The sequence below is a fragment of the Phytomonospora endophytica genome (assembly GCF_014202425.1).
GTDB classification, from domain to species: domain Bacteria; phylum Actinomycetota; class Actinomycetes; order Mycobacteriales; family Micromonosporaceae; genus Phytomonospora; species Phytomonospora endophytica.
Map to the genome: position 1 here is coordinate 607489 of NZ_JACHGT010000003.1, position 26274 is coordinate 633762.

The window sequence follows — 26274 nt, forward strand, 5'->3', positions numbered from 1 at the left end:
TATCGGCGGCGGTGGGAACGCGTGCCGGGCCGGAGAGGCGTCGGTAGGTTCGTGGCATGGACCGTAAGCGCGGCGCTCGCGACTGGATCGTGGACTCGGCCGCGTTCGCGTTCGCCGTCCTGTTCGGGCTGACGCTGTCGGGGATGCGGATCGACGCGAACGCGCTGCCCGAACCGGCGTGGCTCTTCGACGTCGACCAGGTCCTCGGCGCGATCGGCTGCGGCGCGGTGTGGCTGCGGCGGCGCTGGCCGGTGCAGCTGGCGGTCGGCCTGGTGCTGGCCTCGACCATCTCGGAGCTGGTGGCCGGGGCGATGCTCATCGCGCTGTTCACCGTCGCTGTCCACCGCAGGCCCCGGGTGTCGATGACGGTGTTCGGGCTGGCGGTCCTCGCCGGGGTCGTCTACGTCATCGTGCGCCCCGACCCGGACACCCCGCGAGAGGTCTCGCTGCTCATGGGGACGTCGCTGATGGCGGCGGCGGTCGGGTGGGGGCTGTTCGTGCACCACCGGCGCAGGCTCGTCGAATCCTTGCGGGACCGGGCCACGCGTGCCGAGAACGAGGCGCAGATGCGCGCGGAGCAGGCGCAGCGCGACACGCGCGACGCGATCGCCCGGGAGATCCATGACGTACTGGGCCACCGCCTGTCGCTGCTGAGCGTGCACGCGGGGGCACTGGAGTTCCGGCCGGACGCACCCGCCGAGGACGTCGTCCGCGCCGCCGGGGTGATCCGCGAGAACGCGCACCTGGCGCTGCAGGACCTGCGCGAGGTGATCGGTGTCCTGCGCGCGCCCGTCGGCGAGCTCCCGCAGCCGGCGATCGCCGACGTGGAACGCCTCGTCGCCGAGTCGGTACGGGCGGGGACGCCGGTGGAACTCGCTTTCGCGGTCGAGGGGGAGCCGCCGGACCTGGCCGGGCGGACGGCTTACCGGGTCGTTCAGGAGGCGCTCACCAACGCGCGCAAGCACGCGCCGGGCGAGGCGGTGACGGTGGAGGTGTCGGGTGCGCCGGGTCGGGGTCTGACCGCGGTGGTCCGCAATCGCTTCGCCGGTGCCGTCGCCGCTGAGGGCGGTCAGGGCCTGATCGGTCTCGCCGAGCGGGTCGCCCTCGCCGGTGGTGAGGTCGCCTACGGCCCGGGGGACGGCGAGTGGCTGGTGCGGGCGTCGCTACCCTGGCCGCCATGACCGTCCCGCCTTTCCGGGTTTCGCCCGATTCCGCCGTCGTCTCCGTGCTCATCGTCGACGACGATCCGCTGGTGAGGGCAGGGCTGATCATGATGCTCGGCGGCGCCGCGGACATCCGGGTCGTCGGCGAGGCCGGTGACGGGGGCGAGGTGCTCGCGCTGGTCGACCGGCTCGCTCCGGACGTGGTGCTGATGGACATCCGGATGCCGACGGTCGACGGGCTGGCGGCGACGGAGGCGGTCCGGGCTCGCCCGGACGCGCCGGAGGTGATCGTGCTGACGACCTTCGACGCCGACGCCCACGTCTTGCGCGCGTTGCGCGCCGGCGCGGCCGGTTTCCTGCTGAAGGACACTCCGCCGGCCGAGATCGTCGAGGCGGTGCGACTCGTCGCGCGGCGGCTGCCGGTGCTGTCGCCGTCGGTGACGCGGCGGCTGATCGCGCGGGTCGCCGAGGACGGCCGCGACGACCGGCGGGCGCGGGCGAAGGCGCGACTGTCGGGCCTGGGCGAGCGTGAGCGGGACGTCGCGGTGCAGGTCGGGCTGGGGCGGTCGAACGCCGAGATCGGGCGGGCGCTGCACCTGAGCGTGCCGACGGTCAAGACGCACGTCTCGGCGATCCTGACCAAACTGGACCTCAACAACCGGGTACAGATCGCGCTGCTGGCCCATGACGCCGGTCTGCTCGGCGAGTGACCCGGTAACCTCGCCGGATGCCCGAGTCTCCCGGTCCCGTGACCCCTGACGACGTGCGCGCCGCCGTCGCCTTGTGCTCCGACGCGCTCGGCGGTGTGCTCGACGCCGACTGGTCGGCTCGCGCCGGGGAGCTGACCTGGAGTTGCTGGGACACCGCCGAGCACCTGGCCGACGACCTGTTCGCCTACGCCGGGCAGCTCGGGCCGCGCCGGCCGCCGCTGGACACCCACGTCGCCTTCGCCTGGAAGCGCAAGACTCCGGGTGGGCCGGCGAGCAGCGTCTTCGGGGATCCGGAGGCGGGGCCGGCCGGGCTGGTGCAGATCATCGAGGCCTGCGGGACCTTCCTGTCGGCGGTCGTCGCCACGGTCTCACCGGACACGCGCGCGCATCACGTGCACGGCGTGGCCGACCCGGAGGGTTTCGCGGCGATGGGCGTGGTCGAGACCCTCGTCCACACCCACGATCTCTCGCTCGGTCTGGGCTTCGCGTGGGCGCCGCCGCCGGAGCTGTGCGCGCGGGTGCTGTACCGGTTGTTCCCGGCGGTGCCGGTGGACACCGATCCGTGGGCGACGCTGCTCTGGGCGACCGGGCGCGGTGAGCTCCCCGGCCGCCCGAGACTCACCGACTGGCGCTGGTTCGGTGAACCGCGAGGCTGAAGCCCCGCTGAAGATCGACTCCGGGGGCCGCCGATCCGCGATATCGTCGCCCGCGTCGGCCCCGTCCGGATGGAGTGACCGTGCAGTGGAGCCTGCTGGCGAGCCTGGTGATCGCCGCTCAGGTAGTCGCCTTCGCTTATGCGATCGTGTGGTCCCTGCGGCCCGCGGTGGCCCGGATCGGCGGCACGTCGTGGGCTCGCGCGGCGGGCGACCGCGGCCGCGCCGGGTTCTCGCGGCTGACGGTGTGGGTCGCCGCGGAGGCGCTCATCCTCATCGCCGGAGCGGGTGCGGTGCTGCTGTTCGGCTCGATGTTCGCCGAGATCCTCGACGGTGTCGTGGAGGGCGACGACATGACGGTCGTCGACGCGCCCACCGTCGACTGGCTGGCCGACCGGCGCGTGCCGGTCCTCAACCAGGTCGAGATCGCGGTCACCGACCTCGGCGGCACCCTGCTGCTGACCGCCGGTGTGGCGGTGACGGCCTTCGTGGTCGCGCGGGCGAGGCGCTCGTGGGGGCCGGTCCTGCTCGCGCTCGCCGGGCTCGGCGGGATCCAGATCCTGGTCAACGGGATCAAGCTCATCATCGCCCGGGAACGGCCGAATCCGCCGATGCACCTGGTGACGGCGACGGGCTTCTCGTTCCCGTCGGGGCACAGTTCGACGTCACTGGTCGGCTTCGCCGTGATCGCCTGGCTGCTCTGCCTGGTGACCGGGAGTGCCACGGCGAAGGCGACGGCGTGGACGGCCGGTGCGGTCGGGACCGTCGCGGTCGGGCTGTCGCGGATCTACCTCGGCGTGCACTACCCGAGCGACGTGCTCGGCGGCTGGCTGCTCGGCCTGACGTGGCTGGCGGCCCTCGGCGCGGCGACGCTCGCGTGGCGGATGCGTCAGCGGGCGAGCCGCTCGCCGAGGAAGGCGAGCCCCGCGGGCGCGACCCGGCGCAAGAACCCGTCGGTGTGCAGCCCGGGGGTCATGCCGCCTTCGCAGTCGGGGAGCCCGTCGAGGTAGTCGGCGACGTTCGGCGCGAAAGGGTCGTCGTTTCCGCAGTCGACGCGCAGCGGAAGTCCGGCCAGTTCGGGCCGGCGCGTGAAGAGATCATGCCGGTCGAAGTCGGCGACGTCGTCGAAGGCACCCGGCTGGGCCTCGTCGAAGCCCCGCCAGATCGCCGGTGACACCGCGACCGCCGCGGCGACGGTGTCCCGGTGGCGCCCGGCGACGGAGAGCGCGCCGAATCCGCCCATGGAGTGGCCGAGGAGGCCGATCCGGGCGGTGGACAGACCCAGGGTGGACAGTCGCGGCAGGAATTCCTCGACGATCATCCGCTCGGGATCACCCGACGCGCGGGGATGCCAGAAGCCGTCGGCGCCGCCGTCGACCGCCGCGAGCGCGAAAGGCGGGACTCCCGCGCCGACGGCGGCGGCGAGGAAGTGGCCGAGGCCGACGGTCTCGGCGTGCCGGTGGTCGGCGCCGCGACCGTGCAGGTACACGGCGACGGGGAGCCCGTCCGCCGGGCGGCCCGGCGGGAGTGCGACGGCCCAGGCGGTCTCGGTTCCGGGAATCGCCGCCGACACGAAGGATCCGGTGAGGCGTTCGCCGGGCTCGATGTCGGGGACGACGCCGTCCTCGCCGGTGAGGCCGAGGAACTCGTGCACGGTGGCACGGCCGGGCAGGACCCGCGCCTCGACAAGGCCGGCGGCCAGGGCGGTCAGCCCGGCGGCGGCGCCACCGGCGATGAGGAGCTTGCGGCGTGTGGGCATGCCGGATGGTCCCAGGTGGCGTCCACCTCCCGAGCCCCGCCGTTGACGTTCGTGGGATCTCCCGCCTACACTCCAAACGGAATCGGATTCCGCTTCCATTCTCGTCGACGACAGGACCCACCCATGCCGGCCACCGCCCCCACCCGCCACTGGACACTCCCCCGCATCCTGGTGCGCGTCGTCCTCTTCTTCACCCTCTTCGGACCGCTCCTCGCCGACCTCGTCGTCCCCGACATCGCCGAGCGCCACCTGCACAACCCCGCGTGGCCGCCGCACGCGAAGTTCCACGACGCCCAGTACATCGTCATGGGCGCGCTGATCGGGCTCGTCGGCATCGCGATCCTGTGGCGGCGCACCGGGAACCTCCGCGGGCAGTTCCTCGTCGCCGCCGCGCTCGCCTCGGTCACCTGGCTTGGCATGTTCGGGGCGCTGCTCTTCCCCGGCACGGCCGCCCAGGATCCCGAGCACGCCGACGGCCTCAAGCTCATCGGGCTCGACCCGCAGCTGTTCATCGCGCTGGTCATGCTCCTGCTCCTCGCCGCCGCCCTCGTGCTGGAGCGCACGCGTTCCCCCATCCCGCGCCCGGCCGCCGGGTAACCTCCTTCGCGACCCCCGACCCTCCGACGGAGACTCCGATGCCGAGCCCGACCAGCCGCAAGCTCCGCACCGACGCCGCCCGCAACCGCGAGCACGTCCTCGACACGGCTTCGGCGCTGTTCGCCGCACGCGGCGACGAGGTCCAGATGGCCGACGTGGCGCGCGAAGCCGGGGTCGGCATCGGCACCGTCTACCGCCACTTCCCGACCCGCCGCGCGCTCATCGAGGCCACCGCCGAACGCCGCTTCACCGGCATCCTCGACCACGCCCGCCGGGTCTGCCTGCCCGAGCCGGACGCCCGGCGCGCGCTGGCCTGCTTCCTCACCCACGTCGCCGAGGTCCACGAGCGGGAGCGGGCACTGTCGGGGGCCATCGAAGCGGTCCTCGGCGACACCGAACCGCGCGGCGAGGTGGGCGCGAAGCTCGTCGAACTCGGCGAGGAGATCCTCGCCCGTGGGCGCGCCGACGGGCGGTTCCGTGCCGACGCCACGACCGCCGACCTCTACATGCTCGTCGGTGCCGTCGCCATGATCGGCCGCGACGGCATCGGCGACTGGCGCCGCTTCATCGAACTGGCCCTCGACGGGCTGCGGCCGCCGGTCACCGGCTGATCCGGAGCGCCGGGGCGCCGGGGCCACCACAGGGGACATCTCCCCCGACCACAGCGCGTGTCATCCCCGCACTCCCCACGGCGATCCGTTGCATTTCAGCCGATATCCGCTAGCCTGGCCTTAAAGTTACTGACCTGTTAGTAACGGGTCGCCACCCGGCACAGGAGGCACCTTCCGATGACTCCCGCATCCCGCTTAACCGCCGCACTGACCGCCGCCGTCGCCCTCGTCGCGGGCGTACTGGCCGCTCCCCCCGCGCCTTCGGCCGCCCCGGCCGGCTCCTTCCCCGTCACCGTCGTCAACAACACTCGCGGCACCTGGTCCGACGCCCAGGTGTACATCACCGTGATGGGCCAGTCCTCCCCCGGTCAGTGGGCCTATCTCCGCACCGACGGGACCCTGCGCCCCATCAACCACAACGACGAGAACGCCCCCGGCCACCTCACCAAGAACGGCCGCAACTACGCCAACATGTCCTACACGCTCGCCCAGGCGCGCACCGTCGCCATGCCCCCGCGCATCGAAGGCGCGCGCATGTAAGTCTCCTACGGCGAGCCCATGTACTTCCCCATCTCCCCCGACGACCGCGGATGGGGCGGCCCGGACATCAACAACCCCGGCGACCCCAACCTCCAGACGGCCTTCGACTGGTACGAGTTCACCTACATCCACGGCCTCGTCCCCTTCGGCGGCAACACCACCCAGGTCGACATGTTCGGATTCCCGATGACCGCCCGCCTCACCCAGAGCGCCATCGGCTACGACCAGACCGTCGGCATCACCGCGACCCGCGACCAGGTGCGCGCCCGGTTCACGCAGGCCGTGTCGAGCGCCTTCGACGGGCTCCTCGACTCCCGCCGCATCCTGGCGCCGCGCAGCTCGCCCGCCTTCCGGCCCGGAGGGGCCAACGCCGGCTACCTCCAGGGCTACATCAACGCCGTCTGGAACCAGTACACGACCGGACAGTTCACCCTCAACCGCCTCGGCCAGACCTTCACCGGTCGCGTCAGCGGCGGGCGGCTCCAGTTCACCAAGAACGGCGCCGGGCCCTTCTACCTCAACAAGCCGACATCGGCCGACGTCTTCTCCTGCTCCGGGGCGCTGGCCTCGCCCGGCATGAACGTCACCGAACTGGAGCTCGGCGCGGAGTTCTGCGCCGCCTTCAACCGAGGCGTCGCCGCCAACACCGCGACCTGGTGGCAGGCCTCGGCGTACTACGCCGGCGCGACCGACAACGAGTACTCGGCCTTCTTCCACACCATCGGCCTCGCCAACCGGGCCTACGGGTTCCCCTACGACGACGTCAACGACCAGAGCAGCGTCAAGATCCTCCCCAACGCCAACCCGCCGAGCGGACTGACCATCACCGTCGGCTGGTGAACCAGGCGCGGTCCGGTGGCGCTCACCGCGCCACCGGACCGTAGAATGGGGGCGAAAGGGCCTAAATCCGGTCGCCCTCTTTTCGTGGGCACCCGGCCCTGAGGAGGTCACCATGACCGCTCACGCTCACCGGCCGTCGACCACCGCGATTCCGCACACGCCCGTGCAGATCGCCGCACTGGCCATCGGCGTCGTGTTCCTGCTGGCGGGGATCGCCGGTTTCATCCCGGGCCTCACCACCGGCTTCGGCGAGATGTCCTTCGCCGGCCACGCTTCGGGGGCCATGCTGCTCGGCGTCTTCCAGGTGTCGATCCTGCACAACCTCGTACACCTGCTGTTCGGTGTGGCGGGTGTGGCCATGGCCCGGACCTGGGCGGGGGCACGCACGTTCCTGCTCGGCGGCGGAGTCGTATACGGGCTGATCTGGCTTTTCGGCCTGATCGTCGACCACGACAGCGCCGCCAACTTCATCCCGGTCAACACCGCCGACAACTGGCTGCACCTCGGACTGGCCCTGGGCATGATCCTGCTCGGCGCGGCCCTGGGCAGGCGCGGGAGCGACTGACCGGCCACAGTGGACCCGGCCTTCCCACCGCGGAATACCCGTCGCGGCCGGGAGGTTGGGTTGCTGCGTCCACCGAAACGCGCGAGGAGAACCCATGCCGAACGACAGCGCCGTACGCCAGAGCAAGTCCGCCTGGGTCGCCAAGCAGGCCGCGCTCTACGAGGAGTCCGGCGGCACGAAGGGCACCACCACGCAAGGCATCCCCTGCCTGCTCCTGGACTACGTCGGCCGCCGCAGCGGCGACTGGCACCGGACGGTCCTGATGTACGGGCGCGACGGCGAGGACCACCTCGTGGTCGCCTCCAACGGCGGCAGCGAGACGCACCCCCTTTGGTATCTCAGCCTCCAGGAGAACCCGCGCGTGCGCCTGCGCGTCAACACCGAACGCTTCGAGGCCGAGGCGCGCACCCTGTCCGCCGAGGAGAAGGCCCGGGTCTGGCCGGAACTGAAGAAGGTCTGGACCGGCTGGGACGATTACCAGCAAAAGACCGAGCGCGACATCCCCGTCATCGCGCTCCGGCGCGTCGAGGGCTGAGGCCGCTCGCGCGCGGGCGTCGCGGCCTATAAGGTGGCGCCCATCATGCTTATCATCGTCTTTTTACTATCCACCGGACTCGCCGCCGGCGCGATCGCGCTCGAGTACGTGACCCTCGACGCGAGCTTCGTGTGGCTGTGGCTGCCGGCGATCCTCGTCGCGGTGGGCAGCGCGGCGATCGGCATTCCACGCATCGGCGGGCGCGGCAACTACGAGCCCTCGGAGAAGGCGGTCGCCGCCGCCCTCGCCGCCGACGGCGGCGCCTTGGCCAGGATCACCAGCGTCAACCGCACCGACGTCGAGATCAACGAGGCGACGCTGTGCAACATCACGCTGGTCGTCGCGCCCGAGGATCGTGACGCCTACAAGACCCGCGCGCAGCTGTTCGTCGGCCCCAAGGAGACCTCGGACTACCAGCCCGGGCTCGTCAAGCTCGTCGCCCGACCCGACGAGGAACGGCCCGAGGCCTTCATCGTCCGCCGTCCCGACCGCGAGTGGCGCAAGCGCATCAAGGAGGAGGGCGAGGACGTCCCCGAAGAGGCGCCGCTCTGGCTGCCCGGTAAGGACGGCAAGCCCATCGGCCGCCAGCCCCTGCTCGGTAAGGGCAAGCGGCGCAGGCCGCTGCGCGTCGTGCTCTACGCGCTGGCCCTCGCCATCGGCGTCGCCGCGCCCGTCGGGGTGTTCCGCGACGACTTCCGGGTCGGCGCCGAAGGCGTGCTCGGCGACATCGATCCCGACGACTACGCCCGCAACTGGCGCCAGGACGCCGCCGTCGACGCGCTGACCGAGAAGGCCGGAGCCGACAAGGTCGCCCAGCTCATGTTCGAAAAGGGCAAGGTCACCGCCGTGGCGCCCAGCGAGCCGGGCGCCACGATCCTGAACATCTACACCTATGAGAAGGGCGAGGCGACCCGCTCCGACGAGCCCCTCCAGGCCACGCCGGAGCAGACCCTCGCCGCCCTCTTCGACGCCGGTGAGGTCGACTACCGCAAGATCCCCGAGCTCGTCGACAAGGCCATGGAGGCCACCGGCATCACCGCGCCGACCGAACTCCAGGTCTCGGTGACACGCGCGATCGTCGGCGACTCCCCCGCCGGTGCGATCGAGATCGTGGTCAGCCTGACCGACGACACCGACCAGGGCATGTACACCACCGACGTCAACGGCGGGTTCCTCACGATGTCGGGCGGGAAACCCGGCTCGGCCGCCTCGGCCTTCGTGCCGCCCGCGACGTAGCCGTTCACAGGCGGGCCGTCACGGGCCAGCCGAGCAGCTGGTAGTACCCGGCCACGGCCAGGAACGCCAGCGCGCACAGCACGACGAGTCCGTAGTGGACCCGCAGCGGGCGGGTCCACCAGCCTCGCCGCCAGGCGAGCACGGCGAACACGACGGCGGCCGCGCCGGCCAGGGCGGCCGCCGTCAGCAATGCCGGGATCCGGTTGAGCAGGGCGGACCCGCCTTCGAGGACCGCGACGATCGTGGCGGCCTCGTCCCCCGCGGCCTGGATCGCGGTGACGACGGCGCCGAGCACCGCGGCGAAGAACACCGCGACGGTGATGCGGGCGAGCCGCGCGCCCAGGGGCGCGGGGGCTTCGCGGCGGCGCCGCAGCGCCGAGAAGAGCCACCAGACGGTCGACAGCAGCGCCAGGGCCAGCGCGGCGAGCACGACGAGGTGCAGGCCGGGGTCGGCGTACCAGGCGAGGCGTTCGTAGGTCTCGGCCTGCTGGTCGCTGAAGAACAGGTAGGCGGCCTGTCCTTCGGCGTCGCGGCGGAATCCGGCGAGGACGCCGTCGGCGGCCCGGTAGAGGTCCTCGCCGACCGGGGAGTACGTCTCGCCGGCGATGTCGAGGGTGCCGTCGTCCTTGGTGGCGACGGTGACCGTGGTGATGACGGTGAGGACGCGTGTGGCGTCGGTGCGGCTCATGCGGGCGATCTGGTAGGTGCCGGCGAGTCCCTCGGAGTCACCGGGGAAGGGCGCGGGCGCCTCGGCCGGGGTGGGGAAGAAGTGCTCGGTGAAGGCGGTGATGAGTTCGCCGCGCAGGTCGGTGGTCCCGTCGCCGTCGCCGTTGTAGGTGACGAACACGCCGGTGTCCCGCTCGGGGAAGAGCCATAGTCCACTGTGGAAGCCCGGGGAGTCGCCGCCGTGCTCGACGACCCGGTTCCCGCCGAGGTTCTGCTCCATGAAGTTCAGGCCGAGGCCGGGCATCGCCGGGTGGTTGCCGAACTGCCGTTGGTGCATCATCGCGGCCGTCGCCGGTGCGAGGACGCCTCCGCCGCCGTCGAGGTGGGCGATCATGAAGCGGCCCATGTCGGCGGCCGTGCTGATCGTCCCGGCTCCGGCGGGCGCGTCGAAGCCGTACTGTCCGCCGATCTCGGCCTGTTTCCCGTCCACGGGGGTGTAGCCGCGCGCGAGGGCGTCGGTGATCTCGGCGGGAGCGGGCTGCGCGAGCGAGGTCGCGGTCATGCCCAGCGGGGTGAAGAGGTGGTCGCGGACCTGGTCGGCGAAGGGCGTGCCGGTGACGGCCTCGACGACGTACCCGGCGAGTGAGACGGCGAAGTTGTCGTAGGAGGAGACCTCGCCGGGCGGCCGGACGCGGTCGGGGAGGAACTTCTCGACGTACTCGCCGAGCGGGATCACGTCGGCCGGATCGGAGGCGCCGATGCCGAGGACGAGCCCGTCGAATCCGGCGGTGTGGGTGAGCAGGTGGCGCAGGGTGATGGGCTCGCCGGGATAGGTGTCGGGGATCTGGAAGGTCGTGAGGTAGTCGTTGACGTCGGTGTCGAGGTCGAGGACGCCGCGCTCGACCTGCTGCATGACGGCGGTCCCGGTGAAGAGCTTGGTGACCGAGGCGATGAAGAAGGCGGTGCGCTCGGGGTCGACGGGCTCGCCGGTGCCGACGTCGGCGACGCCGTAGCCGCCGGTGAAGACCTGCTCGCCGCCGGACACGACCGAGACGGCCGCGCCCGGCATGGGGCCGCCGTCCAGCAGCGGCGGCAGGCGCTCGTCGAAGAAGGCGGCGACGTTGGCGGCGGTGAGTTCGGGAGGGGCGGCCGAGACGGGCGCGGGAACGGCGACGACCAGCGCCGCCGACAGTGCCGCCAGCGCCAGTGCGGGGATGCGTTTGCTCATGCCGCCAAGCCTGTTGCGGCCGGGCGCCCGCGACATGACCTCACGGGCGGCACTCACGCGGCCGGTCTCCGCCCCCGGGAGTCATCTCCAGGGCTGATGTCCGCCCGTGACACCGCTGGCTACGGTCGTGGCATGGACCGAGTCGAGCGGCGCACGCCTTGGGGGATGTGGGACCGGGATGCCCTCATGGTCGGCCTCGACGTGGTCGCCGGAGTGCTGCTCACCCTCCCGGCGCTGCTGGCGGTCCTCGAACCGCCGGATCCGGAGTATCCGGGCTTCACCGGCTGGCTGCGGGTCGCCGGCGTGACCGTCGCGCTCGCCCTCGGGCTGCCCCTGGGGCTGCGGCGGCGGTGGCCGTTGCCGGTCCTTGGCGTGGTGCTGACCGCGGCGTGCGCCGCCGACCTACTTCAGGTCGTCTCCGGTGCCTCCGGCGTGACGGCGTACGCGCTGTACATGGTCGCCAGGGACGATCCGCGACGGCGCTCGCTTCCCGCCCTCGGTGTGTGCATGGCAGCCATTGCCGGGGTCTTGGCCTTGGCCCCGGTGTGGAACGTGCACGACGTCCCGGCGCAGTACGGGTGGCCGCACGCCGTGATCGGATGGGTCGTGTGCGGCGTGGCGTGGGTGCTCGGGGCGATGGTGCGACGGCACCGGGAACTGACCGCGCTGGCCGAGGCGCAGGCCGAGCGGCAGGACCACACCGACCGGCGCCTGCACCTGGCCCGCGAGGTCCACGACGTCGTCGCGCACAACCTGAGCGTCATCACGGTCAAGGCCGGGGTGGCCCTGCACGTGGCGGAACAACGGCCGGAGGAAGCGGTGGAGACCCTGCGCGTCATCGAGCGGACCGGGCGGACGGCGCTCGCCGAGGTCCGGCAGCTGCTGGAGGCCCTGCGCAGGGCCGAGACCGAGACGCCGCTCGGCGACCCGGGCCTGGCCGAGCTGCCCGAGCTCGTCGCCCGCGCCGAGGCCGCCGGTGTCGAGGTGAGCATGCCTCCGCACGAGCTGCCACCACTGCCCGGTGGAATGGAGCTGTCGGTGTACCGGATCGTGGCCGAGGCGCTGACCAACGTCGTCAAACACGCCGCTCCCGCCGCCTGCGAGGTGCTGCTGCGCGTCGAGGACGGGCACGTTCGCGTCGACGTCACCGACAACGGCACCGCCCGCGTCACGAAGTTGCCCGGTGGCCACGGCCTGACCGGCATCCGCGAGCGCGTCGAGGCCTATGGGGGCGAGTTCTGCGCGGGTCCGCGGCCGGGTGGTGGTTTCGCGCTGTCGGCGCGGCTTCCCCACATGCCCGGGGAGGCGCGGTGAGCGAGCCGATCACGGTCCTCATCGCCGACGACCAGGAGCTGCTGCGGGCCAGTTTCCGGGTGCTGATCGAGGGCGAGCCGGACCTGCGGGTCGTCGGTGAGGCCGCCGACGGGATCGCGGCGGTCCGGGCGGTGCGCAGCCTGTCGCCGGACGTGGTGCTGATGGACGTGCGGATGCCGGAGATGGACGGTGTGGAGGCGACGCGCCTGATCTGCGCGGCCGGGGACGCCACGAAGGTGGTGGTCTTGACGACCTTCGACCTCGACGAGTACCTGTTCGCCACTTTGCGGGTCGGGGCCAGCGGTTTCCTGCTCAAGGACTGCCCGCCGGCGGACCTGTTGCGGGCGATCCGGGTCTCGGCGTCGGGTGAGGGGCTGCTCGCGCCGGCGCTGACCCGCCGGCTGATTCGCGAGTTCGCCGGCTCCGGGGGCGCCGGGCCTCGGGCCGCTTCGCTGGAGGGGGTGACGGCTCGCGAGCACGAGGTGCTGGTGCTGATCGCGCGCGGGTTGTCCAACGACGAGATCGCCGCGCGCCTGTACCTGAGCCCGGCGACGGTGAAGAGCCACGTGCGCAGGCTCTTGGCGAAGCTTCGCGCCCGCGACCGGGCCCAGCTGGTCATCGCGGCATACGAGGCGGGCGCGGTGACCCCGGCCTCGGGGTGACTTCGCCGTAGTCGGCGGCAACCCGCCAGCGCTCGCGCTTCGGCGGGACGGGCGTCGGCGGGGTCCGTAGAAAGGCGGCATGACCTCAAGATCACGTATCGCGGCGTTCGGCGCCGCCCTCGCCGTCGCCGTCCTCTTCCCGGCGGCCGCGCAGGCCGACGACGTCCGGGACCGTGCCGACGCGCTGATGAACATGCACGCCGGGGACTTCGTCGGCGCACCCCACGATGCCCCTTTCGAGTGGAGCAACGACGGGTGTTCGGGCCCGACCGAGCAGATCTTCCACAACGCCTGCGTCCAGCACGACTTCGGTTACCGCAACTACGGCGCCCACTACGCCCTCAAACTGAGCGTGACCCGCGAGACCAAGGACTGGATCGACGCGCGCTTCCACGAGGAGATGGACCGGGCGTGCATCGACACCTACCCCGCCGGTGAAGCGGTCGCGTCGTGCATGGACAACGCGACCCTCGCCTGGACGGCCGTGCACCTCTACGGCGACCAGTACTTCTTCTAGGAGGCGTGCCGCGGGGAAGATGAGGGGCCGGAGTTGTCGATTCCGGGCGGTCTGGAACGTCAAGGATCGCGAGCACATCCGATCCCGACCGAAAGGACCCCGGCCATGCGCTACCTGTTCCTCGGCTACGCCGACGAGAACGCCGAGCGGAGCCTGCCGCCCGAAGAACTGACGCGCGTCGTGCGCCTGCACGAGGCCTTCGGCGCCGAGATGCGCGCCGAAGGCCGCTTCGTCGCCGGTGTCGGGCTGGAGGGCAGCGGCGCCTCCTTCACCGTGCGGCGCTCCGCCGACGGCGACGACCTGGTCACCGACGGGCCGTTCGCCGAGACGGCCGAGCAGATCGGCGGCCTGTTCATCCTCGAATGCGCCGACCGCGAGGAGGCGATCGCGCTGGCCAAGCGCATCCCGTTCAGTCCGGGGCTCACCATCGAGGTGCGACCGGCGCCCGCCTAGACCTCAGCGGTGCCGCAGGAAACCCGCGTCGATGTCACCGACGCGGCTCGCGCCCGCCAGTGCCATGGTGAGGTCGAGTTCGGCGGCGAAGTGGTCGACGACGGCCTCGACCCCGGCTGCTCCGTCGAGGGCGAGGCCGTACATGTAGGGACGGCCGATGCCGATCGCGGTGGCGCCCAGGGCGAGGGCCTTGAACGCGTCGGCGCCGGTGCGCACGCCGCTGTCGAAGAACACCGGGAGCGCGCCGCCGACGCGGGCGACGATCTCGGGGAGCACGGTGAGCGAGCCGATGGCGCCGTCGACCTGGCGGCCGCCGTGGTTGGACACGACGATGCCGTCGACGCCGGCGTCGACGGCGCGGACGGCGTCGTGCGGATCCTGGATTCCTTTGAGGACGATGGGCAGTGTCGTGTGCTCGCGCAGGAAACCCAGGTCGTCCCAGGTCAGTGTGGAGCGGGAGAACACGTCGAGGAAGGTCTCCACGGCCGCGCGGGGCATGGGCGAGCGGAGGTTGTCGCTGAAACGGCCGGGGTGGCGGCGGGACATGGCCAGGAGGGTCCGGATCGCCGCGAGTGTGGGGCGTGGGCGGGGCGCGTTCGGGTCGGTCTTGTCGGCGCGGGCGGCGGCGAGGCGCATGAAGGCCGGGTCGCTGGTGTACTGGGCGATGCCCATGCCGTGCGCGAAGGGGAGGAAGGCCCGGTCGAGGTCGCGGGGGCGCCAGCCGAGGACGTGGGTGTCGAGTGTGACGACGAGGGCTTCGCATCCGCACGCCTCGGCGCGTTCGAGGAAGCTGACGACCACGTCGTCGTCGCTGCTCCAGTAGAGCTGGAACCAGCGGGCCGCGTCGCCCATGACGGCGGCGCATTCCTCCATCGGGCGCGAGGCCTGGCTGGAGAACACCATCGGGACGCCCGTCGCGGCGGCCGCGCGGGCGGTGGCGACGTCGGCCTCGGGGTGGGCGAGTTCCTGGACGCCGATGGGTGAGAGGAGGAAGGGCGTGGGGTGGCGGCGTCCGAAGATCTCGACGGAGGTGTCGCGTTCGCCGACGTCGCGGAGCATGCGGGGGACGATCTGCCAGCGGTCGAAGGCCTCGATGTTGGCGCGGGCGGTGCGTTCGGCGCCGGCCGATCCGGCGACGTAGGCGAAGGCGCGGGCGCTCATGCGGCGGCGGGCGGCGCGTTCGAGTCCGTCGGGCGAGCGGGGCGTGGCCATGGGCACGCCGAGGGCTCCGTTGCGGTAGATGCGCGACTGGACGCGCCTGCCGATGGGTTCGCCGCCGGTCATCGGGGGCCTCCTGCCGATGCGGGTCGGTGCCGGAGTCCCCCACCGTAGAGCAATTCGGGGCCGGCGGGCGGGTTCGGCGGCGGCGTCTAGGGTTACGGCGGTGACGAGCGCTGCGGTTCCCATGCGGCTCATTGGCCTGCTGGGCGGGATGAGCTGGCAGTCGACGGCGGAGTACTACCGGATCCTGAACGAGCTGGCGGCGGAGCGGCTGGGTGGGCTGCATTCGGCGCGGTGCCTGTTGTACTCGGTCGACTTCGCCGGTATCGAGGCGATGCAGGCCGAGGGGCGCTGGTCGCAGGCCGCCGGGGAGCTGACCGCCGCGGCTCGCGCGCTGGAGGCGGGCGGTGCGGAGTTCGTGCTGTTGTGCACGAACACGATGCACAAGGTCGCGGGAGAGATCGCCGGCGGGATCTCGGTCCCGTTGCTGCATCTGGCCGACGCGACGGCCGCCGCGGTCTCGGCGGCCGGGGTGGGCACGGTCGGGTTGCTCGGTACGCGTTTCACGATGTCGGAGTCCTTCTACCGTGGGCGGATCGCGTCGCATGGGCCGACGGTGCTGGTGCCCGGTGAGGACGACCAGCGGGTCGTGCACGAGGTCATCTACGACGAACTGTGCCTCGGGGTGGTGCGTGAGGAGTCGCGTGTGGCCTATCGCGAGGTCATCGCGCGGCTGGTCGAGCGGGGTGCGGAGGGCGTCATCCTGGGCTGCACGGAGATCGAGTTGCTGGTGGGCCCGTCGGACAGCCCGGTGCCGGTGTTCCCCACGACGCGGCTGCACTGTGAGGCCGCGATCGAGTTGGCGTTGGCGCGCTGAGTCATGTGGCGCGCGGGTAGTCCGCGGCGGCGGCCTGGATGGCCGCGACGCAGGCCGCGACCGCCGGGTGGGCGCTCGTGCCGCGACGGTGCGCGACGCGCGTCCGGCGGCGGATGGGCAGTGGGAGCAGCCGCACGGCCGCGGGAGATGCGACCGCGCCGAGCTGCGGGACCAGTGCGACGCCCTGCCCGGCGGCGACGAGCGCGAGGACGGCGGTGAAGTCGTCGGCGTGGTGCCGGACCCGGGGTGTGTAGCCCGCGGCCTCGCAGGTGCGCAGGGCGACGGTGTGGCAGAGCGTGCCGGGGGTGCCGAGGATCCAGTGGGCGTCGCGGACCCCGGCGACGGGTTCGGCGCCGGGGTCGGTGCCTTCGGGTACGGCGAGGAAGACGGTCTCGTCCAGCAGTGGTGTCGAGTCGAGTGTCGGGTCGGGGGCGGCGGGGGCGAGGTCGTAGTCGTGCACGAGGGCGACGTCGAGGGTGCGGTCGCGCAGTGCGGCGGGCATGTCGACGGGGTCGAGTTCGGTGACCATCAGGTCGAGGCCGGGGTGGTCGCGGGCGAGGGCGACCAGCGCGGCGGGCAGGAGGGTGCGCACGGCGGTGGGGAAGGCACCGATGCGGGCGGTGGCGCGCAGGCCGGTGCGGGCGGCGGCGAGGGTCGCCGAGGCGGCTTCGAGGGCGGCCAGGACGGTCTCGGTGTGCTCGACGAGCGCCGCTCCGGCCGCGGTGAGCGTGACGCCGCGACCGTCGCGTTCGAGCAGTGGCACGCCGGCCTCGCGCTGGAGTGCCGCGAGCTGCTGGGAGACGGCGGACGGTGAGTAGGTGTGCGCCTCGGCGACCGCGGCGATGGTGCCGAGGTGGGCGAGGTCGCGCAGGAGACGCAGACGGCGAACGTCGAGCATAAGCTCAGCTTACGCATCCCGTCAGGAATCGGAACTGGTGCTTCTGCTTCTCGGCGGGCAGCATGGGGACCATGACACTGAACGGCCTGTACATCCCGTTGATCACGCCTTTCGCCGAGGACGGCACCGTGGCCCTGGCCGCCTTGGAGCGCCTGGCGAACGACGTCCTCGACGACGGCGCCACCGGCCTCGTCGCGCTCGGCACGACCGGCGAGCCGGGATCGCTCACCGAGGACGAGAGGCGCGCGGTGATCGAGGTCGCGGCCCGTGTGAGCCGCGAACGGTCGGCGCCGCTGGTGGTCGGCGCCGCCACACCCGAGGCGCTGGCCGCCCTCGGCGAGCACCCGGAGGTCGTGGCCTCGCTGACGGTCGTGCCACCGTTCGTGCGGCCCGGCGAGGCCGGAGTCGTCGCGCACTTCGAACGACTGGCCGCCGGCTCCCCCGTGCCGCTGATCGTCTACGACGTCCCCTACCGCACCGGCCAGTACCTCTCCGCCGACGCGCTGCGCCGCCTGGCCGCCCTGCCGAACGTCACGGGCGTGAAGTACGCCGGAGGCGGCCTCAACCCCGACACGATCGCGCTGATGGCCGACCTGCCGCCCGGCTTCACCGTCCTCGGCGGCGACGACATCTACATCTCGCCCCTGCTCGCCATCGGCGCCCACGGCGGGATCCTCGCCTCGGCGCACGTCGCCACCGCCGACTTCGCCGCGCTCATCACCGCCTGGCACGCCGGGGACGTCGCCAACGCCCGCGCCATCGGACACCGCCTCGCCCCCTTGTCCGCCTCGCTCTTCGCCGAACCGAACCCGACGGTGACGAAGGCCGTGCTGCACGCCAAGGGCCGGATCCCGACACCGGACGTGCGGCTCCCGCTCCTGCCCGCCGGACCGGAGTCGCTCACGGCCGCGCTCAAGGAGCTCGGCTGACCCGAAATCCAGGTGCGCCGCCGCTTCGGCGGCGGCTAACCTGCGCACATGATCTCGGCCATGTACGGCCAGGGCACCCGGTAGACCGCGCGCAACCGGGGGCGCCGTTCCGGCGCAACACGCCTTGGAGAGCAGGTCCGTCCGATGAGGACGACGCGCCTGCCTCAGCCGTACCCTCCGTCCGGAGAACATCATGGCCGTCGCGCACATCAGCGCACGCGATCCGCGCATCAGCGCACTCCTGTCCCACCGCAAGACCCCGCCGCGGACCCTGCTCGCCGAAGGCGAGTGGGCGCACCGCTGCCTCCTTGAGGCCCAAGGCGACGTCGACGTCTTCGTCCAATGCCCCGAACTGCTCGGCGACGAGGGCCGGGCACTCGCCCGCGAGGTCGCCCGCCGGGCGCGGGCGGCGTTCGCCGTCTCGGCGAAGACCTTCGCCCGCATCAGCCGCCGCGGCAGGCCCTCCGGTCTCGCCTCGCTCGTCCGCCTCCCCGACTGGCGGGCCGAGAACGGCGTCATAGGTGGGCGGACCGTCGGGCCGGGCACGGTCGTGCTCGTCGCCGACGGGATCGAGTACGCCTCGAACCTCGGGGCCCTCGTCCGTGTCGTCGACGGCAGTGGCGCCGACGCGCTGATCCTGACCGGCCGCCGCGCCCGGGTCGAGAGTCCCGAGGTCTTCACCGCGAGCCGGGGCACGGTCTTGACGACGCCCATCGTGGACCTGGGCTCGCCGGAACGTGCCGCCGGCTGGCTGGCCCGCCACGGCTTCGCCGTGTACCTGGCGCTGCCCGGCGCCGACGCCCACTTCCGCGACCGGCCGCGCGGCCACCGCCCCACGGCGATCGTCGTCGGGTCCGAGGGCAACGGCGTCGCCGCCGAGTGGCGGGAGGTCCCGCACGAGCCGGTGTCGATCCCGATGCTCGGCCGCGCCGACTCCCTCAACGTCGCGGTCGCCGCCGGCGTGCTGCTGTTCGGCTAGCGGGGAGTGGTCGCGATGTCCGCCACGCGGCGGACATCGCGACCACCGCCCGGCGGCGCGGTGCCGCCGGGCGCCCGGTGCGGACACCGGTCGTGAGTCCGAGACCCGAGTCGCGCCGTGTCCCCGGCCGCTCTTCCCCGCGACCATCGGCACACTCTCAGCCCTTGATCGCGCCTTCCTCCACGCCCTTGAAGAAGAAGCGCTGCAACACCGCGAAGACCACCACGATCGGAATGAAGGCGATCATCGTCCCGGCGGCGATCAGCCGCGGGTTGGCGCTGAAGGTCCCGTTGAGGTACTGGAGCCCGACCGTGAGTGTGTAGTTCTCCGGGTCGGTCAGCACGATCAGCGGCCACAGGAAGTCGTCCCAGGCGCCGATGAAGGAGAAGATCACCACCACCGACAGCATCCCGCGCACGTTGGGGAGTCCGATGTGGACGAGTCGCTGCCACACGTTGGCGCCGTCGATGAGGGCCGCGGCGTCCATGTCGGCCGGGATGGACATGAAGGCCGTGCGCATGAGCAGCACGTTCAGCATCCCGATCGCGCCCGGGAGCGCCACACCGAGCAGTGTGTCGGCCAGTCCGAGGCCGCGGACCGTCACGTACTGGGAGATGATCGTGACCTCGCCGGGCAGGACCAGCGTCGCCAGGAACAGGCCGAGTATGAGCCTGCGTCCCCGGAAGCGCAGCTTCGCCAGCGCATATCCGGCCAGCGTCGCGCCGACGGCGTTGCCGAACACCACGATCGCGGCGACGACGAGCGAGTTGCGTCCGTAGGACCACACCGGGATCGTGTCGGCGACGCCGCCGTAGTTGGCGAGCGTCGGATCGGCCGGGACGAAGTTCGGCGTGCGCGTGTAGATGTCCTCGCCGAGGCCTTTCAGCGAGGTCGACAACTGCCACACGAAGGGCCCGACGGTCAGCACCAGCACGACCAGCATCAGCCCGTAGCGCAGGAGCTTCTCCCCCGGTCCCGCCGTGCCGAAGCCGCGTCCGGTCCGCCTGGCCATCGTCACGCCGCCTTCCGGTTGAGCCGCAGGAGGAGCAGCATCGGCCCGATCGTCACCGCGAACAGCAGCAGGCTCAGCGCCGAGGCGTAGCCGAGGTGCCCGGTGAATCCGCGGCTGTACATCTGGATCAGCATGACCACCGACATGTCCTGCCCGCCCGGGCCGCCGGTCCCGTCGGAGAGCACGTACAGCTCGGAGAACACCCGCAGCGCCGAGACCGAGATCAGCACCGACACCAGCGCCATCGTGTTCCGCACACCCGGGACGGTCACGTTGAAGAAGCGCCGGACCGGTCCGGCGCCGTCCACGAACGCCGCCTCGTGCAGTTCACGGCTGACGTTCCCCAGCGCCGACAGGTAGATGATCATGTAATAGCCCAGGCCCTTCCACACCGTGAGGCTGATGGCGCTGAGCAGCAGCAGCCACCTGTCGGTGAGAAACGGCAACGGCCCCGACAGGACCCCGAGCTGCTGCGCCAGCCCGTTGACCAGTCCCCGCTCCTCCAGGACCCAGCCCCAGATCAACGCCACGACCACCGCCGAGGCGATGACGGGTGTGTAGAAGGCCGTCCGGAAGAAGGAGATCCCGGGCAGTTTCCGCTGTACGAGGACCGCCAGCAGCAGGGGAAGCAGGGTCAGCAGGGGAACGCACACGACCATGTAGATCACGCTGTTGAGCAGCGCGTCGCCCAGTTGCGCGTCGTCGGTGATCCGCGCGAAGTTCTCCACGCCGGTGAACCGGCCGCCGCCCAGGGGCTTGGCGTTGGTGAACGCCAGCACCACGGTGTTGAGCGACGGCCACAGGCTGAACACCGCCAGCCACACCGCGGCGGGCGCCACCAGCAGCCACGGTGTGAACCACCGCTGGTGGGTCACCGCTACTGCCCGATGAGCTTGTCGCACTGCTCGACGGCGGCGTCGAGCGCCTCCTGCGAGCTCGCGTCACCGCTGATGGCCAGACTGATCTGTTGCTTGACGATGTCGCTCATCGCGCCGGTCACCTCGACGGGCTGGAGCATCCGCGCCTGTGCCAGCGAGGTGAAGGCGATGACCTTGGCGTCACCGGAGGGAGTGCCGTCGCTCTGGGCGAAGAAGGGATCGTTCGCCGAGGCCTTCGTGCTGGGGAAGATGTTGACCAGGTGCGCGAAGGCCGCCTGGTTCTCGGCGTTGGTGACCCAGCGGGCCAGCGCCATCGCGGTCGGCAGGTTCTTGCTGCCGCTGGCCACCGAGAGGCCTTGCGCGTACAGCGGCGGCGTGCCCATCGCCGGGGAGGGGATCACCTTCGGCGCCAGCGTCGGGTTGTCGGTGGCGAGGCTGGTGATGTAGTTCCCGCCGCCGGTGGTCCAGGCGACCGTGCCGCTGTTGAACAGTTCGGCGTTGCCGGCGTACTTGTCGGTGAGTACGTCTCGCGGCATGAGGCCCTCGGCGAAGGCGGCGCGGTACTTGTCGAGCACGGCGGCGGCCTCGGGTGTGTTGAACACGAAGGACTTCCCGTCCTCGGCCATGATCGGGACGCCCGCGTTGGCGAGGTCGCCGAGTTCGGGTTTGCGGCTCATCAGATAGACCTCGCCGCCGGACTCCTTCTTCATGGTCCGGGCCTGCGCGATCAGCTCGTCGACCGTCGTGGGGAGTTTCGCGGGGTCAAGGCCGTACTTCGCCAGCAGCTCGGTGTTCCAGTAGTTCACGTCGGTGTTGAGGTACCAGGGGTAGGCGTAGACGCCGTTGTGCCCGGTGTAGCGGTAGGCGTCGATACCGCCGGTGACGTAGTCGGCGTTGAGCTTGTCGTCGGCGCCCTCGATGTCGAGCAGCATTCCCTGCTGCACCAAGGGAAGAACGAAGTCCGGGGGCAGGTTCACCACGTCGGGGAGGGAGCCCCCGGCGGCCTGGCTCAAGACCTTGTCGGAGTACCCGTCGCCGGGCTGGTCGAGCCATTCGACCTCGGTGCCCGGGTAGGCCGCCTCGAAGGCGTCGATGACGCCCTGCACGTAGTCGGTGAACTTCGGCTGCAGCGCCCAGGTCTGGAAGGTGACCTTGCCCTTCACCTCACCGGAGGCGTCGACGTCCTCCCCCGCGCCGCCGTCACCGCCGAGACCACATCCGGACAACAGCAGGACCGCCGCGGCGGCCGCGACCGGTATTAACCAACCCTTGCGCATCGTCGACTCCCGTCCGTCCGCGCCGGCTCACCGATGAGTCCGGCCGGTGCCCTCGACCGGTGTGAGGAATTGCTAATCCGGTCTAGTAATTCGCGACTATCCAACGACTAGACTTTCGTGTCAAGGGTTCCGCGCCGAATTCCGAGCGCGGTCAAAGGAGTGAAGGACTGCCGTGCCGCGACCGACGATCGCCGACATCGCCCGCCGTGTCGGCGTGTCCAAGGGCGCGGTGTCCTTCGCGCTCAACGGAAGGCCCGGGGTCAGCGAGGCCACCCGAGCACGCATCCTCCAGGTCGCCGAGGAGATGAACTGGCGCCCGCACAGCGCCGCCCGCGCCCTGTCGGGCGCACGCGCCGAGACCGTCGGGCTGGTCACCGCCCGCCCGGCGCGGACCCTCGGCGTCGAGCCCTTCTTCGCCCAGTTGCTCTCCGGGCTCCAGGCGCGGTTGTCGGCCGACTCGATCGCGCTCCAGCTCCTGGTCGTGGAGGACATCGAGGCCGAGATGGAGGTCTACCGCCGCTGGGCCTCCGAGCATCGCGTCGACGGGCTGATCCTGGTCGACCCGCGCGTCGACGACCCGCGCACCGAGGTCCTCGAAAAGCTTGGGATCCCATCGGTCGTGCTCGGCGGCCTGCCCGGCAAGCACGGGCGGCTGTCCAGCGTGTGGGCCGACGACCGGGAGGCGATGCTCGCCATCGCCGACTACCTCGCCGCGCTCGGGCACACCCGGATCGCCCACGTGGCCGGGCTGCCGGCCTTCTGGCACACCCGGCGGCGGATCCAGGCCCTGCGCGACCGTTCGCGCCGGCTCGGCCTGCGCGCCGAGTCGCTGCCCACGGACTTCAGCGACGCCGAGGGCGCCGACCGGACCCGGACCCTGCTGTCGCGCCCGGAGCGCCCGACCGCGATCGTCTACGACAGCGACGTCATGGCCGTCGCGGGTCTCGGCGTGGCCACCGAGATGGGCGTGGCCGTGCCCGCCGAACTGTCCATCGTGGCCTTCGACGAGTCCGTGCTGACCAGGATCGTGCACCCCTCGCTGACCTGCCTGTCACGCGACACCTTCGACCTCGGCCGCACGGTCGCCCGGACCCTCCTGGCCGCCATCGCCGACCCGGCGGAGGCCCGCAACGTCAAGACCGCGACGCCTCGCCTCAGCGTTCACGAGAGCACGGCCCCGCCGTCGGGCGCCGCCGCACGTTGACCCGAAGCCTCTTGGCAGGACCGCTATAGCGGTTTAGTATCCGACCCGGGTCGCCGTGTTCCCACGCCGCTCGGCCGGGTCGCGGCGTCCATTCCGGACGACCGGGAGGAGACGCAAGATGCACCGACGAACAGTCCTGACCCTGCTGCCCGCATTAGCCATCGCCGCCACGGGCGCGGCACCGGCCTTCGCCGCCGAAGGCACCCCCAGAGCCGCCGGCGACCAGCCCTTCGCCTCGTACTGGTACCCGGCCACGATCCTCGGCTGGAACCCGGCGGGCGACCTGGACGCCCGCTTCAACCGCTCCCGCGTCCCACTGCGAACGCGGTCGCTCGACCCGCGCCTCAAGGCCAACGCCAACGCCCGCCCCAACGAGGGCCGCGTGGTCTCGCTGGTCTCCTTCGGACCGACCTCCAGCAATCCGTCCCAGGGCTCACTGGACGCGAACTACTACGCCTTCGGGTACTGGCAGTACATCGACACGCTCGTGTTCTGGGGCGGTTCGGCCGGCGAGGGCCTGATCCTCGCGCCGAACGGGCCGGTCATCGACGCCGCCCACCGCAACGGCGTCAAGGTCTACGGGACGGTGTTCTTCCCGCCCGCGGCCTACGGCGGCCAGCTCCAGTGGGTCCGCGACTTCGTCGTCAAGAGCGGCTCGTCCTACCCGGTCGCCGACAAGCTCAACCAGGTCGCCGACCACTACGGCTTCGAGGGCTGGTTCATCAACCAGGAGACCGGCGGCGGGGACACCGCGCTGGCGACCGAGCTGCGCTCGTTCATGAAGTACGCGCGGGCCGGCGGCACCGAGTACATGTGGTACGACTCGATGGTCGAGAACGGCTCGATCTCCTGGCAGAACGCGCTGAACTCCGCCAACGACGCCTTCCTCTCGGACCCGGCGCGCGTCTCGGACTCGATGTTCCTCAACTTCAACTGGTCGGCCTCGGGACTGAGCTCCTCACGGAGCCTCGCGCGTTCGCTGGGGCGCAGTGAGTACGAGCTCTACTCGGGCGTCGACACCGAGTCCAACGGCTACAACACCGGCGTCAACTGGGACGCGATCTTCCCGCCGGGAGCCGCGCATGTCACCTCGCTCGGCTTCTACCGTCCAGAGTGGACGTGGAAGTCGTCGACCGGCCCGGCCGACTTCCGCGTCCGCGACTCCCGCTACTGGGTGGGCGCCAACGGCGACCCGTCGAACACGGCGACGACCTCGTCCTGGAAGGGCCTGGCCAACTACATCGCCGAGTCCACGCCGATCACCGCCAAACCGTTCGTCACCGGCTTCAACGCCGGGCACGGCGAGATCTACCACGTCGGCGGCGTCCGCGTCCGGACCGGAGCCTGGAACAACCTCGCCGTACAGGACGTCCCGCCGACCTACCGGTGGATCGTGAACACGACGGGGACACGCCTGTCGCCGACGCTGGACTTCGGCGAGGCCTACGAGGGCGGCTCCTCGCTGCGCATCACCGGGAGGCTCGACGCCCTCAACACCGTCCGGCTGTACCAGACGGCGCTGCCGGTCGCCGCGGACACGAAACTGTCGATGGTGGTCAAGACCCCGGCGGCGGGGGCGACGCACCTGAAGGCCGCCATCGCCTTCACGAACGCACCGACGACCTTCACGGCACTCGACCTGGGCGCGACGTCGGGAACCGGGTGGGAACGCAAGACACTCGACCTGTCGGCCCACGCGGGCCGCACGATCGCGCAGATCGCGCTCCAGGCGCAGGCACCGGCGACGGTCGCCTCCTACGACGTCCGCGTCGGCCAGATCGCCGTCTACGACGGTGCCGTGGACCCCGTCGGCGCACCGACCGGTCTGACCGTCCTGGGGACGACCGACGTCTCAGCCGCCCGCAGGTCGCTGCGGCTGGCCTGGACACCACCCTCGGGCGCGGTACACCACTTCGACCTGTACCGCCGCGATCCCGGCGGTGGCCGCACCTACCTCGGCGGCACACCGAACGACGCCTACTTCGTCCCGCAGCTCGACCGGGCGGGCAGCGAGGCGTCCACGACGATCGAGGTCGAGGCGGTCTCGCCCGAATACGGGCGCTCCACCGCGGCGACGGCGACGGTCTCGTGGTCGACGTCGCCCGGCGAGTCGAACGTGGCGCTGAACCGTCCGGCGACGGCCTCCGGACAGGCCAACGCCAACGAAGGACCCGCCAAGGCCGTCAACGGCAGCGTGTCGGGCGGCAACGGCGACAAATGGTGCACGCTGACCTCGGAGAAGTGGCTCGAAGTCGACCTGGGGTCGGCGCGCTCACTGAGCAGGTTCGTGGTGAAGCACGCGGGCGCCGGCGGGGAGTCGACGTCGTGGAACACGCGGGCTTTCGGCATCCAGGTCCGCGCGACCACCGGCGACGCCTGGACCACGGCCGTGACGGTAACGGCCAACACGGCGTCCACGACGACGCACACCACGACGGCGACCGCGCGCTACGTGCGGCTGGTGATCACACAGCCGACGCAGAACGGGGACCCGGCGGCCCGGATCTACGAGTTCGAGGCCTGGGGCACCTGAGGGGCGGGTCGCGGCGGCGCCCGTCCTCGCCGAACGGCGGTGACGCCGCCCGGCGAGTGACGTGCCCGGCGGGTGACGCGCCCGCCCGCCGGGCGGGGTTGTTCCGCACCGGCCGGTGGGCCATGACACCACCGTGCCCGCCCGTGGCGACGGGGCGGGCGCGGTGGGCGTCGCCCTAGGGCGTGTTTGCAAAGGGGTGGGATGCTGGGTGGGTGATTTGTCGGTATGAGTTGACTGATCCTGAGTGGGATGTACTGGCCGGGTTGCTGCCACCGGTGGTGAACGGTGGTCGGCCGCGGATGGATGATCGTCGGGTGTTGAACGGGATCGCGTGGAAGATCCGGTCGGGTGCGCCGTGGCGGGACGTGCCCGAACGCTACGGGCCTTGGCGCAGCATCTATGCGCGTTTTCGCAGGT

At 71.6% G+C, this 26274-nt stretch carries 25 protein-coding genes and 2 pseudogenes; 20 read left to right on the forward strand and 7 right to left on the reverse strand.

Annotated features, from left to right (window positions below; translation table 11 throughout):
• Window positions 1–56 precede the first annotated feature (56 nt).
• From HNR73_RS09095 to HNR73_RS39625, 4 genes and pseudogenes are all read left to right on the forward strand, one after another.
• A complete protein-coding gene (locus HNR73_RS09095; RefSeq protein ID WP_184786852.1) occupies window positions 57–1181 on the forward strand; it encodes a sensor histidine kinase in 1125 nt (374 codons plus the stop codon).
• Window positions 1178–1873, forward strand: a complete 696-nt coding sequence (locus HNR73_RS09100) for a response regulator (RefSeq protein WP_184786853.1) — start codon at window positions 1178–1180, stop codon at window positions 1871–1873. The genes HNR73_RS09095 and HNR73_RS09100 overlap by 4 nt, the downstream gene beginning before the upstream one ends.
• Window positions 1874–1890: 17 nt before the next feature.
• A complete protein-coding gene (locus tag HNR73_RS09105; RefSeq protein ID WP_184786854.1) occupies window positions 1891–2529 on the forward strand; it encodes a maleylpyruvate isomerase N-terminal domain-containing protein in 639 nt (212 codons plus the stop codon).
• 350 nt (window positions 2530–2879) lie between these two features.
• A pseudogene (locus HNR73_RS39625) lies at window positions 2880–3374 on the forward strand (phosphatase PAP2 family protein); the annotation flags it as partial.
• A gap of 41 nt (window positions 3375–3415) precedes the next feature.
• Here HNR73_RS39625 and HNR73_RS39630 read toward each other — a convergent pair.
• Entirely contained in the window at window positions 3416–4285 is an 870-nt protein-coding gene (locus HNR73_RS39630; protein ID WP_184786855.1) for an alpha/beta hydrolase, read from the reverse strand.
• A gap of 123 nt (window positions 4286–4408) precedes the next feature.
• Between HNR73_RS39630 and HNR73_RS09115 the strand changes: the two genes are divergently transcribed.
• From HNR73_RS09115 to HNR73_RS09145, 6 genes and pseudogenes are all read left to right on the forward strand, one after another.
• Window positions 4409–4882 carry a DUF6640 family protein gene (locus HNR73_RS09115; protein WP_184786856.1) on the forward strand — a complete coding sequence of 158 codons (474 nt, stop codon included), beginning with the start codon at window positions 4409–4411 and terminating at the stop codon, window positions 4880–4882.
• Window positions 4883–4920: 38 nt separating this feature from the next.
• On the forward strand, window positions 4921–5493 hold the full coding sequence (locus tag HNR73_RS09120) for a TetR/AcrR family transcriptional regulator (protein WP_184786857.1): 573 nt from the start codon (window positions 4921–4923) through the stop codon (window positions 5491–5493).
• Between the two features lie 177 nt (window positions 5494–5670).
• Window positions 5671–6873, forward strand: a pseudogene (locus tag HNR73_RS09130) (glycoside hydrolase family 64 protein).
• A 112-nt stretch (window positions 6874–6985) separates the two neighbouring features.
• Window positions 6986–7438 carry a DUF4383 domain-containing protein gene (locus tag HNR73_RS09135; RefSeq protein ID WP_184786860.1) on the forward strand — a complete coding sequence of 151 codons (453 nt, stop codon included), beginning with the start codon at window positions 6986–6988 and terminating at the stop codon, window positions 7436–7438.
• A 94-nt stretch (window positions 7439–7532) separates the two neighbouring features.
• On the forward strand, window positions 7533–7973 hold the full coding sequence (locus HNR73_RS09140) for a nitroreductase family deazaflavin-dependent oxidoreductase (protein WP_184786861.1): 441 nt from the start codon (window positions 7533–7535) through the stop codon (window positions 7971–7973).
• Window positions 7974–8018: 45 nt separating this feature from the next.
• Window positions 8019–9209, forward strand: a complete 1191-nt coding sequence (locus HNR73_RS09145) for a hypothetical protein (RefSeq protein WP_184786862.1) — start codon at window positions 8019–8021, stop codon at window positions 9207–9209.
• A 4-nt stretch (window positions 9210–9213) separates the two neighbouring features.
• Here HNR73_RS09145 and HNR73_RS09150 read toward each other — a convergent pair whose 3' ends face one another.
• Window positions 9214–11103 (reverse strand): serine hydrolase domain-containing protein, encoded by a 1890-nt coding sequence (locus HNR73_RS09150; protein WP_184786863.1) that lies wholly within the window; start codon window positions 11101–11103, stop codon window positions 9214–9216.
• 132 nt (window positions 11104–11235) lie between these two features.
• Between HNR73_RS09150 and HNR73_RS09155 the strand changes: the two genes are divergently transcribed.
• The 4 genes from HNR73_RS09155 to HNR73_RS09170 all read left to right on the forward strand — a co-directional run bounded on the left by HNR73_RS09155 (window position 11236) and on the right by HNR73_RS09170 (window position 14049).
• Window positions 11236–12417, forward strand: a complete 1182-nt coding sequence (locus tag HNR73_RS09155; protein ID WP_184786864.1) for a sensor histidine kinase — start codon at window positions 11236–11238, stop codon at window positions 12415–12417.
• Entirely contained in the window at window positions 12414–13079 is a 666-nt protein-coding gene (locus HNR73_RS09160; protein ID WP_184786865.1) for a response regulator, read from the forward strand. The genes HNR73_RS09155 and HNR73_RS09160 overlap by 4 nt, the downstream gene beginning before the upstream one ends.
• Before the next feature lie 79 nt (window positions 13080–13158).
• Entirely contained in the window at window positions 13159–13596 is a 438-nt protein-coding gene (locus HNR73_RS09165) for a phospholipase A2 (RefSeq protein WP_184786866.1), read from the forward strand.
• A 105-nt stretch (window positions 13597–13701) separates the two neighbouring features.
• Window positions 13702–14049, forward strand: a complete 348-nt coding sequence (locus tag HNR73_RS09170; RefSeq protein ID WP_184786867.1) for a YciI family protein — start codon at window positions 13702–13704, stop codon at window positions 14047–14049.
• A 3-nt stretch (window positions 14050–14052) separates the two neighbouring features.
• Here HNR73_RS09170 and HNR73_RS09175 read toward each other — a convergent pair whose 3' ends face one another.
• The gene (locus HNR73_RS09175; RefSeq protein ID WP_184786868.1) at window positions 14053–15333 is read right to left on the reverse strand and encodes an alpha-hydroxy-acid oxidizing protein; all 1281 of its coding nucleotides are present in this window, start codon (window positions 15331–15333) and stop codon (window positions 14053–14055) included.
• Window positions 15334–15433: 100 nt separating this feature from the next.
• Between HNR73_RS09175 and HNR73_RS09180 the strand changes: the two genes are divergently transcribed.
• The gene (locus HNR73_RS09180) at window positions 15434–16147 is read left to right on the forward strand and encodes an aspartate/glutamate racemase family protein (RefSeq protein ID WP_239121954.1); all 714 of its coding nucleotides are present in this window, start codon (window positions 15434–15436) and stop codon (window positions 16145–16147) included.
• A gap of 1 nt (window position 16148) precedes the next feature.
• Here the strand turns inward: HNR73_RS09180 and HNR73_RS09185 are convergent, their stop codons facing one another.
• A complete protein-coding gene (locus tag HNR73_RS09185) occupies window positions 16149–17045 on the reverse strand; it encodes a LysR family transcriptional regulator (protein WP_184786869.1) in 897 nt (298 codons plus the stop codon).
• A gap of 71 nt (window positions 17046–17116) precedes the next feature.
• On the opposite strand from HNR73_RS09185, the gene HNR73_RS09190 reads away from it, so the two are divergent.
• Together HNR73_RS09190 and HNR73_RS09195 are read left to right on the forward strand one after the other, a co-directional pair.
• A complete protein-coding gene (locus tag HNR73_RS09190; protein WP_184786870.1) occupies window positions 17117–17974 on the forward strand; it encodes a 4-hydroxy-tetrahydrodipicolinate synthase family protein in 858 nt (285 codons plus the stop codon).
• A 193-nt stretch (window positions 17975–18167) separates the two neighbouring features.
• Window positions 18168–18953 (forward strand): TrmH family RNA methyltransferase, encoded by a 786-nt coding sequence (locus HNR73_RS09195; RefSeq protein WP_184786871.1) that lies wholly within the window; start codon window positions 18168–18170, stop codon window positions 18951–18953.
• A 157-nt stretch (window positions 18954–19110) separates the two neighbouring features.
• Here HNR73_RS09195 and HNR73_RS09200 read toward each other — a convergent pair whose 3' ends face one another.
• From HNR73_RS09200 to HNR73_RS09210, 3 genes are read right to left on the reverse strand one after another with little or no spacing between them, the layout of a single operon-like run.
• Window positions 19111–19965: a carbohydrate ABC transporter permease gene (locus HNR73_RS09200; protein ID WP_184786872.1), complete on the reverse strand. Its 855-nt coding sequence runs from the start codon at window positions 19963–19965 to the stop codon at window positions 19111–19113.
• 2 nt (window positions 19966–19967) lie between these two features.
• Window positions 19968–20840, reverse strand: coding sequence for a carbohydrate ABC transporter permease (locus HNR73_RS09205; RefSeq protein WP_184786873.1), 873 nt, complete (start codon window positions 20838–20840; stop codon window positions 19968–19970).
• A 2-nt stretch (window positions 20841–20842) separates the two neighbouring features.
• Window positions 20843–22120 (reverse strand): ABC transporter substrate-binding protein, encoded by a 1278-nt coding sequence (locus HNR73_RS09210; protein ID WP_184786874.1) that lies wholly within the window; start codon window positions 22118–22120, stop codon window positions 20843–20845.
• Between the two features lie 172 nt (window positions 22121–22292).
• Between HNR73_RS09210 and HNR73_RS09215 the strand changes: the two genes are divergently transcribed.
• From HNR73_RS09215 to HNR73_RS09225, 3 genes are all read left to right on the forward strand, one after another.
• Window positions 22293–23324, forward strand: a complete 1032-nt coding sequence (locus HNR73_RS09215) for a LacI family DNA-binding transcriptional regulator (protein WP_184786875.1) — start codon at window positions 22293–22295, stop codon at window positions 23322–23324.
• Between the two features lie 118 nt (window positions 23325–23442).
• Complete coding sequence (locus HNR73_RS09220; RefSeq protein WP_184786876.1) at window positions 23443–25857, forward strand: endo-beta-N-acetylglucosaminidase; 2415 nt, start codon at window positions 23443–23445, stop codon at window positions 25855–25857.
• A 212-nt stretch (window positions 25858–26069) separates the two neighbouring features.
• A partial coding sequence (locus HNR73_RS09225) for a transposase (protein ID WP_375791757.1) occupies window positions 26070–26274 on the forward strand: 205 nt, incomplete at its 3' end.

Bases quoted from the DNA above. Each gene is read 5' to 3' on its own strand.
- HNR73_RS09155 (WP_184786864.1), top strand. From the start codon at position 11,236: ATGGACCGAGTCGAGCGGCGCACGCCTTGGGGGATGTGGGACCGGGAT.
- HNR73_RS09140 (WP_184786861.1), top strand. From the start codon at position 7,533: ATGCCGAACGACAGCGCCGTACGCCAGAGCAAGTCCGCCTGGGTCGCC.
- HNR73_RS09195 (WP_184786871.1), top strand. From the start codon at position 18,168: ATGGCCGTCGCGCACATCAGCGCACGCGATCCGCGCATCAGCGCACTC.
- HNR73_RS09175 (WP_184786868.1), bottom strand. From the start codon at position 15,333: ATGACCGGCGGCGAACCCATCGGCAGGCGCGTCCAGTCGCGCATCTAC.
- HNR73_RS39630 (WP_184786855.1), bottom strand. From the start codon at position 4,285: ATGCCCACACGCCGCAAGCTCCTCATCGCCGGTGGCGCCGCCGCCGGG.
- HNR73_RS09135 (WP_184786860.1), top strand. From the start codon at position 6,986: ATGACCGCTCACGCTCACCGGCCGTCGACCACCGCGATTCCGCACACG.
- HNR73_RS09200 (WP_184786872.1), bottom strand. From the start codon at position 19,965: ATGGCCAGGCGGACCGGACGCGGCTTCGGCACGGCGGGACCGGGGGAG.
- HNR73_RS09100 (WP_184786853.1), top strand. From the start codon at position 1,178: ATGACCGTCCCGCCTTTCCGGGTTTCGCCCGATTCCGCCGTCGTCTCC.
- HNR73_RS09220 (WP_184786876.1), top strand. From the start codon at position 23,443: ATGCACCGACGAACAGTCCTGACCCTGCTGCCCGCATTAGCCATCGCC.
- HNR73_RS09150 (WP_184786863.1), bottom strand. From the start codon at position 11,103: ATGAGCAAACGCATCCCCGCACTGGCGCTGGCGGCACTGTCGGCGGCG.
- HNR73_RS09165 (WP_184786866.1), top strand. From the start codon at position 13,159: ATGACCTCAAGATCACGTATCGCGGCGTTCGGCGCCGCCCTCGCCGTC.
- HNR73_RS09185 (WP_184786869.1), bottom strand. From the start codon at position 17,045: ATGCTCGACGTTCGCCGTCTGCGTCTCCTGCGCGACCTCGCCCACCTC.
- HNR73_RS09105 (WP_184786854.1), top strand. From the start codon at position 1,891: ATGCCCGAGTCTCCCGGTCCCGTGACCCCTGACGACGTGCGCGCCGCC.
- HNR73_RS09210 (WP_184786874.1), bottom strand. From the start codon at position 22,120: ATGCGCAAGGGTTGGTTAATACCGGTCGCGGCCGCCGCGGCGGTCCTG.
- HNR73_RS09120 (WP_184786857.1), top strand. From the start codon at position 4,921: ATGCCGAGCCCGACCAGCCGCAAGCTCCGCACCGACGCCGCCCGCAAC.
- HNR73_RS09190 (WP_184786870.1), top strand. From the start codon at position 17,117: ATGACACTGAACGGCCTGTACATCCCGTTGATCACGCCTTTCGCCGAG.
- HNR73_RS09115 (WP_184786856.1), top strand. From the start codon at position 4,409: ATGCCGGCCACCGCCCCCACCCGCCACTGGACACTCCCCCGCATCCTG.
- HNR73_RS09145 (WP_184786862.1), top strand. From the start codon at position 8,019: ATGCTTATCATCGTCTTTTTACTATCCACCGGACTCGCCGCCGGCGCG.
- HNR73_RS09170 (WP_184786867.1), top strand. From the start codon at position 13,702: ATGCGCTACCTGTTCCTCGGCTACGCCGACGAGAACGCCGAGCGGAGC.
- HNR73_RS09095 (WP_184786852.1), top strand. From the start codon at position 57: ATGGACCGTAAGCGCGGCGCTCGCGACTGGATCGTGGACTCGGCCGCG.